Origin of the sequence: Gilliamella sp. wkB171 (assembly GCF_001693755.1) — a bacterium.
GTDB classification, from domain to species: domain Bacteria; phylum Pseudomonadota; class Gammaproteobacteria; order Enterobacterales; family Orbaceae; genus Gilliamella; species Gilliamella apicola_F.
Window position 1 is genome coordinate 1 of record NZ_LYST01000041.1, and the last position, 8389, is coordinate 8389.

Here is an 8389-nt window from a genome sequence, read left to right on the forward strand (position 1 = left end):
AATAACAAGATGTATGTTGTGTTATGTGTATAACTAACAGCGAATAAATAAAAAACATAAAAAATAAAAATAAAGCTAAAGCTAAAGATAAGGGATAGGAATAGATTATGAATAAGCGCTTATACCGAGTAATTTTTAACAAAAAACGTAATATGCAAATGGTGGTTGCTGACATTTCGAAAACAGCAAATGGTCAGGCAAAAACCACCACAGATACGCAACAAACAGCGATTGAATCTATTTTTGCAACGCTCAAACCGATAAGCTTATTCGTATCTATTTCGCTGGGTTTTGTTACGCTGACTTCGCCGGCTTATGGCAGTCAAATAGTGGCGGATAACCAAGCTGGCCGCAACCAACAACCGATAGTGATATCAACGGCGAATGGCGTGACACAAGTCAACATTCAAACCCCGAACAATAAAGGGGTATCGCATAACAAATACAAACAATTTGATGTATCACAGCAAGGTGCGATATTAAATAACAGCAGTAAAATCAGCCAAACACAAATTGCGGGTTATGTACAAGGTAATGAACTATTAAATAAAACCGGGCCGGCAAAAATCATATTAAACGAAGTCAATTCACGTAATCCCAGCCAATTAAACGGGGTGATTGAAGTTGCCGGTCAAAAAGCGGAGGTTATTATTGCTAACCCTTCCGGCATCACCTGTAATGGTTGTGGTTTTATTAATGCCAGTCGAGGGACACTCACTACCGGTAAACCGATTATCAATAATGGTGAAATAAATGGTTACCAGGTTGAACAAGGACACATTACCGTAACCGGTAAAGGGCTTGACAGTTCCGGGCAAAACTATACTGATTTGATAGCACGTACGGTATCGATTAACTCGGCAATATGGGCCAATGAAGCGAATGTGATCACCGGTCGTAATCAGGTCAGTTACGATACACAAACTATCACCCCACTAGATAACGCTACTGACAATAAACCGGAAGTTTCGATTGATGTTTCACAGCTTGGTGGTATGTATGCTAATAGTATTCGTATGATTGGTACCGAAAAAGGGGTGGGTGTGCATAATGCGGGTGAACTGGGTGCCAGTGCCGGCAGTATTGTTATCAATGCCGATGGTAAAATCACCAATCAAGGCGCAATTCAGGCTCAACAAAGTATTAATCTCACCAGTCAAAATGATATTATTAATCAAAAACAAATTAATAGTCGACAATCCATTCAACTCACCAGTCAAGGCGCGATAGTTAACGAAGGAAATATTGTCGCTAAAAAAAATGTCGACCTTAAATCTAAAACCATTAATAGCACATCAACAAGTTTGCTTGCAGCAGGTATTGATGAAGAAGGTAAATTAACACAAAAAAGTGATATTATTGCACAGGCTGAAAATATATCACTAACAGGTAAAAACCTAGCCGGTCAACGCATTAAAATTGATGCGCAAAAAAGTGTTGATTTAACAAATAGTCAAAATGTTGCACAAACAGTCACTTTTTCAGCTGAAAACATTAATATTAGTCATGCAAAAATAAACAGTGAACAAGATATTAATTTGCATGCAACTTATTCCATTGATAGTCGTAATATACAAGCGAAAACCCAAACCCGTTATGTGGCAAAGGCGAAGTTAATTGACAATCAACAATCGACAATATTAGCGAATGACGATATCACATTTAGTGCTGATAAAATTAATAATGCGCAATCAAAGCTAAATGCGGGTAAAGGCATTTATTTTAATGCGCAGTATGCTATTGATAATGACCATGCAACGCTGTTCGCTGAAGGTGAAATTCACTTACAAAGTCAAGATATCACTAATAATGATTCACTTTTAGTCAGTAATGATCAGCTACAAATAAAAGCCGATACCTTAGCAAACCGCCAGTCAATATTACAGTCGAAAAAATATCTCAACATTGATAGCGTATTTTTTGATAATCAACAATCTCAGTTATTAACAGAAGATTCACTCACGATTAATGCAACAAATAAAGTGAATAATCAACATGCGAGTTTAAGTGCCAAGGGGACTATCAATATAGCGAGTAAATATGTTGATAACAATGCCGCTACATTCATTTCCGAAAATGCTATCAAAATCAATGTGCAACAATTCTTCAATCAATATGCAAAACTGACCGCATTAAACGGTATTTTTATTGATGGACAACAAGTAGATAATCAATCAGCAGAATTAAAAACAAATGGGTATTTGTCTATTAATTCAACGCAATTAAATAATGAGTCAGCCAAGTTGATTGCTGTTGATGATGTAAATATGAACTCGTCATCAATTAATAATAGCAATACAAACATTATCACAACCGGTAAACTTATCCTTCATGGTAAGGAAATTAATAATGAGCAAGCTAATATTCAGGCAGCTAAATTAATATCAATTTATGCCAATAACATCAATAATGCTTCTGCACTATTACTCACTAATGCAAGTTTAGAGCTCAATGGTGAAAGTATTAACAATAATAATGCTGAGCTTAATGCAAGTGATCGTATCATGATTACTGCCCAACAATTATTCGCCAATCAAGGATTAATTGCGAGTAATGGTAATATTGATATCAATAGCCATACGATTGATGCCCAACAAGTAAAAATTAAAGGCAAACAAGGTATTGAACTTAACGCAGATAACAATATTGATGTTACAAATGGATTGATTATTAGTGAAAAACAGGTAAGTATCAATGCTGATAATATCAAATTAAATACTGCAACTTTAAGTGCTAAAGATGATATAGCTATCACTGCGGTTTCACAATTAGACAATAATGATTCGAAATGGATCAGTGAAGGCAAGACAACAGTCAACACACAAATATTCAACAATCAAAATTCATCTATATCAAGTTATAAAAACATTTTATTTAAGACGCTTAATTTAAACAATATCAATAGCCAATTACTCAGCTATGGTGCAATAACGTTAAATTCAAACATCATTAACAACCAAAATGCGCTTATTAATGCATTAGCAAATATTCAGATTTTAGCGGATAAAATTAATAACCAGAACGCACAAATTATAGGTCAAGATTCAATAGATATCCATGCTAACACGCTGAATAATCGTGATATTGCTCTACAAGCTGCTAAAGCACTGTTAATGGTTGCAACGGAGAGTATGGATAATAGTCATGCCACCCTTATTGCAGGTGAACAACTTAAACTTGCAGCGCAGCAGATTGATAATAACAATGCAAAAATTAAATCTGCACATGATCTTGTCATGCAAGCAACGAACATTAACAACCAACAATCGACGATGATAGCAGTGGGTAATGTGGTATTTGATGCAAATGATTTATTAAACAATCAGCAGGCAGACATTCGAGCTCAAGGACAAATGGAGATGAATGCCAATGTGATTAATAATTACAATAATCTATTGGCAGCCAGCAAATCTATCACACTTAATGCAAATGAATTAAATAGTCAATCCGCGACGTTAAAGACAGATGACTCGCTGAATATCAAAGCAAAAAAAATCGACAGCTCATTTTCCAAATGGGTGAGTCTAAATAAAATAACTGTTGAAAGTGAAGACATAAATAATCAAAAAGCAATAATTAAAACGAATAGTGATATTTCAATCAAAACAAATCGAATCAATAATGATAATGCGACCTTAATTGCTGGCGGTGAAATTTCGTTTTACGTAAACGAACTGTCTAATCAATTAGCTTATTTCAATGCCGATAAAGCCATTCACATTCAAACAAATCAACTTAATAATCAAACAGCAACGTTGATTTCAAATGATTCAATAGAAATTGATGCAGCGAATACCAATAACCAACAAGCAACATTATCTGCCAAACAAAATATCATTGTAAAGAGTGACGAGATAAACAATCAACAGGCGTTATGGTTAGCGGATAACACTATTAAAATTAATGGTTCCAACCTTAACAACCAAGATGCTGCCTTGCAAGCTAAAGGTGGCATGCAAATCAATGTTAACGGTAATATTAACAATGAAAAAGCGACATTAGTCGCAGGTCGAAATGGTCTTATTATTCATGCGAACGATTTAGATAATGAGGCAGCAGAATTAAGTAGTAAAGGTCTTTTATCAATTACAACCAATAGTGTTAATAATCATCGAGCGCAATTAATTGCAGAAAGTGATTTAAATATTCAATCCAATGATATCAATAATCAATCTGCCGATATACAAGCTAAAGGTGATTTAGCGCTCAATGCAAAAACAATGAATAATAATGAGGCAAAACTGCTGAGCGTAGGGAATATTATTCTAAATGCTGAGAATAATTTAATAAATAACTCAGCGCAGTTGACAGCCTTGCAACAAATAAAATTGCAAACGCAAGGCGCCATCGATAACCAACATTCAACATTAATGGCTAATCAAGGCATTTTCATAAAAGCTGATACGATTAACAATAGTGAATCCAAACTGGAAACAGCCAGTTTACTAAAAATAATTGCAAATGATGTAATTAATTATCATGCAATACTTAATGCGGATCAAATTGAGTTAGAAAGTCAGGCACTTGATAACCAATTGGCTAATTTCATTGCTAAAAATATATTAAATATCCAGGCAAACAATGTAATCAATAGTCAAGCCTATTTATTAGCAAAAGATATTGCCATTGTTGCTAATCAATTAACCGGCGATGGAGAGCTGCGTGCTGAAAATAGTATCATTTTAAATTTGATGAATGGTTTTAATAATATAAAAAGTTTGATTGCCAACAATCAAATATCAATTAAAGCCAATCAAATTAATAACCAGGGTAAAATCTCTTCTGGCCAAAGCGTCACACTGACGAGTGATATTGGCAAAAACACACAAAATGGCATTATTGAATCGGAAAAAATTGACATTAATGGCAATAGCTTTGTTAATCAAGGTTTAATTGATGGTGAAGATGTTAACATTGATTTAACACAACAATTTGATAACCTTGATGCAGCACGCCTATATGGTGATACCATTCATATCAAAGCAAATGAAGTGAATAATAAAGCTGCTGCATTAAACAGCCCAATTACCCCAACGATTGCCGCAAGACAATCCCTGCTTTTTGATGTGAACTCAGTTAATAATGCTAATCATGCCTTGCTTTTAAGTTTAGGTGATATGCAAATCAATGGTAAAACATTAAATAATCATTCGGCACGAATCGAAAGCACTAACAACATGCGATTAAATGTTAGTCAAATTAACAATATTAATGATCATATTGAAACAGAAGACGTGTTAATTAGTAGCCAACCGATTACCGAATATTCCCCTATGGGTGATGCAAGGCGTTTTAAACCGGAAGAAGTCACCATTAGAACGAGCCCTAAAAAACGCCATCGATATCCCGTATTACATTCTAATAAGGGTGAATTTGGTAGCACGCATAAATATCACGAATATCGATATACAAAAAATATCTATGAAACAAAAATTAAAGTGAGTGAGCCTGCAGAAATTATTTCTGGCAATGATCTGATTATTCAAGCTCATCATGTTGAAAATGATAATAGTAAAATATTGGCAGGCAATAATTTATTGGTTACAACCGATACGCTCAACAATTATTCACTGAAAGGTAAACGAACGATTACCGATATCGGAACACAAATTTGGCATTACCGAAATAAAAATAATCACAACGGTAAAGCCGTATACACGAAAGGGGAAGATGAATCAAAATATTTTAACCAATCGATAACTACTATTGATCTTCAACACGCTAAAATGGAAGATCATACTAATATCAATAACAGCAAGCTTACCCCAACCGAGCGTGAAACTATTCATGTTGCAGCAGGGCAAGCTATCCAGACCATAAATAAAGATGTTAAAGCTGATCAACAGCTCGATGGTTTATCTGATTCACTTATCGCTAAAGGTAAAGAAAAAGGTGACATAACCATTGCTGAGGCTAAGCCCATTACTGACTTATCCCAAGGCAAAACAACAATTAAAACCGAAAAAGTTGATAACCAAAATACATCCGTTATTGATAATAACGTCAATCAACACCCATCTATTGACTCGGTGAATAAACAACAATATACCGAATCGATCAGTTATACCGAACCAAATACCAGCCTACCTAAAAACAGTATTTATATTGTCAATAAAAGTCCAGAGTCGAACTATTTAATTGAAACGGACTCTCGCTTTACCAATCGCAAAAAATGGTTAAGTTCAGACTATATGCTTAATCGCCTGCGAGTTGATCCCAATAACATCCAAAAACGGCTGGGTGATGGCTACTATGAACAACAGCTCATTCGTGAACAAATTGTGACGTTAACCGGTCAGCGATATTTAGGTGACTATTCAAGTGATCTTGAACAGTATAAAGCACTAATGGACGCAGGTATTGCGTTTGCTGAGCACTATGGATTACCAATTGGCGCCTCACTTTCCGCTGACCAAATGCGACTACTCACTACCGATATGGTTTGGATGGAAAGTAAAACCGTCATTGTTGATGGTCAAGCAATAACGGTACTGGTGCCTCAAGTTTATTTGGTTAATCACGCACGAGTGAATGCTGACGGTGCACTGTTAGCTGGGAAAAATGTGACTGTGTATGCAACAGATGATGTTGATTCATCAGGCCTAATTTTAGGTAAAAATCGCGTGGCGATAGCAGCGAACAACGTCAATAATCGCGGTACGATTGATGCTAATTCAATCGTAATTAATGCCAAAGATAGTATAAATAGCAGTGGTAAATTTAATGCTGATAAATTAGTTTATCTATCAGCCAACAATGATATTAATTTAAACAGTACTACATCAACGACAGCATCTTATTATGAGAAAAACAAAAGTATTAATACCGTTATTGATCAAGTCTCGAGCATTAATGTCAAAGATGGTGATATTAGCCTAAAAGCGGGGCATGATATCAATCTGGGTGCAGCGTTACTCACTAATGGCGGAGAAGATGGAAAAACCAATCTTATTGCCGGTCACGATATTAATTTATCAACCTTAAAAACAGAAAGTAAGCAAGAAGCATTTTGGAATAAAAACAACTACCGCAAAGTTGATATTGAGAATATTGTCGGTAGCGAAATTTTTACCCAGGGTAACTTGAACTTAATAGCGGGTAATGATATTCGCATGAAATCGGCGGATATCGCAAGCAATCAATCATTAAACTTACTTGCGCAGCATGATATTGATATTAGCAGTGACCAAGAGCGGTTAAACCTCTCCGAGCATCATAAATCGACGTCTAAAGGCTTACTCAATAAACAATCGATTACCGAACATACAGAAATAGATAACACAACGCAAAAAGGCAGCTCACTATCAGCTAACAGTATAACCATTGATGCTGGCAATAATTTAACCGTAACCGGTAGTCAGGTAGTTGGTACCCATGATGTCAATCTCTATGCCGATAAAGATATTACGGTTAATGCCGCAGAAGAGTCATATTACCGAAAAGAAGAAACAAAAAAGAAAAAATCAGGGTTAATGAGCAGTGGTGGTATTGGCGTTACCATTGGTAAAGAGAAAGAGTCACTAAAACAAACCGATACCGAACAAGCTTATGTCGGTAGTGTCGTTGGCAGTACCGACGGCAGTGTCAATATTCATGCAGGCAAAAATATTAACGTTGAAGGCAGTGATATTATTGCTAAGCAAAATATTAAAATGCAAGGTGAAAATGTCAATATTGAAGCGTTAGATGCTAAAACTACCCATAAAGAAGAGTATAAATATCAAAAAACAGGGGTGACCGTTGCTGTTTCGGGTACAGCCAGTAACATATACAACGCAACTCAAACACTACAACAAGCCAAAGAGCAAACCAATGATAAAACCAAAGCATTAATGGAAATTAAAGCGGGCTTACAAGCGGGTAATGCGGCGTTAGAAACAGGAGCAAATTTACAAGATGGTGTGCCTGAGGCTTCGGTGGGCATTAATATTAGCCTTGGCAGTGAAAAAACCAAACGTACGGTTAATCAAGAACAACATACCGTGGTTAGCTCATCGGTTGCAGCGGGGCGTGATGTCTCTATCATTGCAACAGGCAATGGTGAAAGCAATAGTGGTGATATAAATGTCATTGGCAGTCAAGTACAAGCAGGTCGTAATGCAACCATTAACGCTAATCATGATATTAATATTATCGGCCAAGAAAACACGTTTAAAACCGATACTAAAGAAAAAAGTAGCAGTGGTTCGGTAAGTGTCGGGTATAACTTTGGTGGTCAAAAGAATGGATTTAATATATCAGCCAGCGGCAGTCAAAGTAAATCTCGAGAAAAAGGGAATGGAACAGACTGGACAGAAAGTGTTATAGAAGCCGGCAATAAGCTAACGATGATAACAGGCAATGATGCCAATATTAATGCTGGCCAGATAAAAGGCGACAGCGTTGTTGC

General features: G+C 36.0%; 1 protein-coding gene. It reads left to right on the top strand.

Annotation, left to right across the window (positions count from 1 at the left end):
- Positions 1–107: 107 nt before the first annotated feature.
- Positions 108–8389 (top strand): two-partner secretion domain-containing protein (locus tag A9G03_RS06075; protein ID WP_065798699.1); only part of this gene is annotated, 8282 nt, incomplete at its 3' end.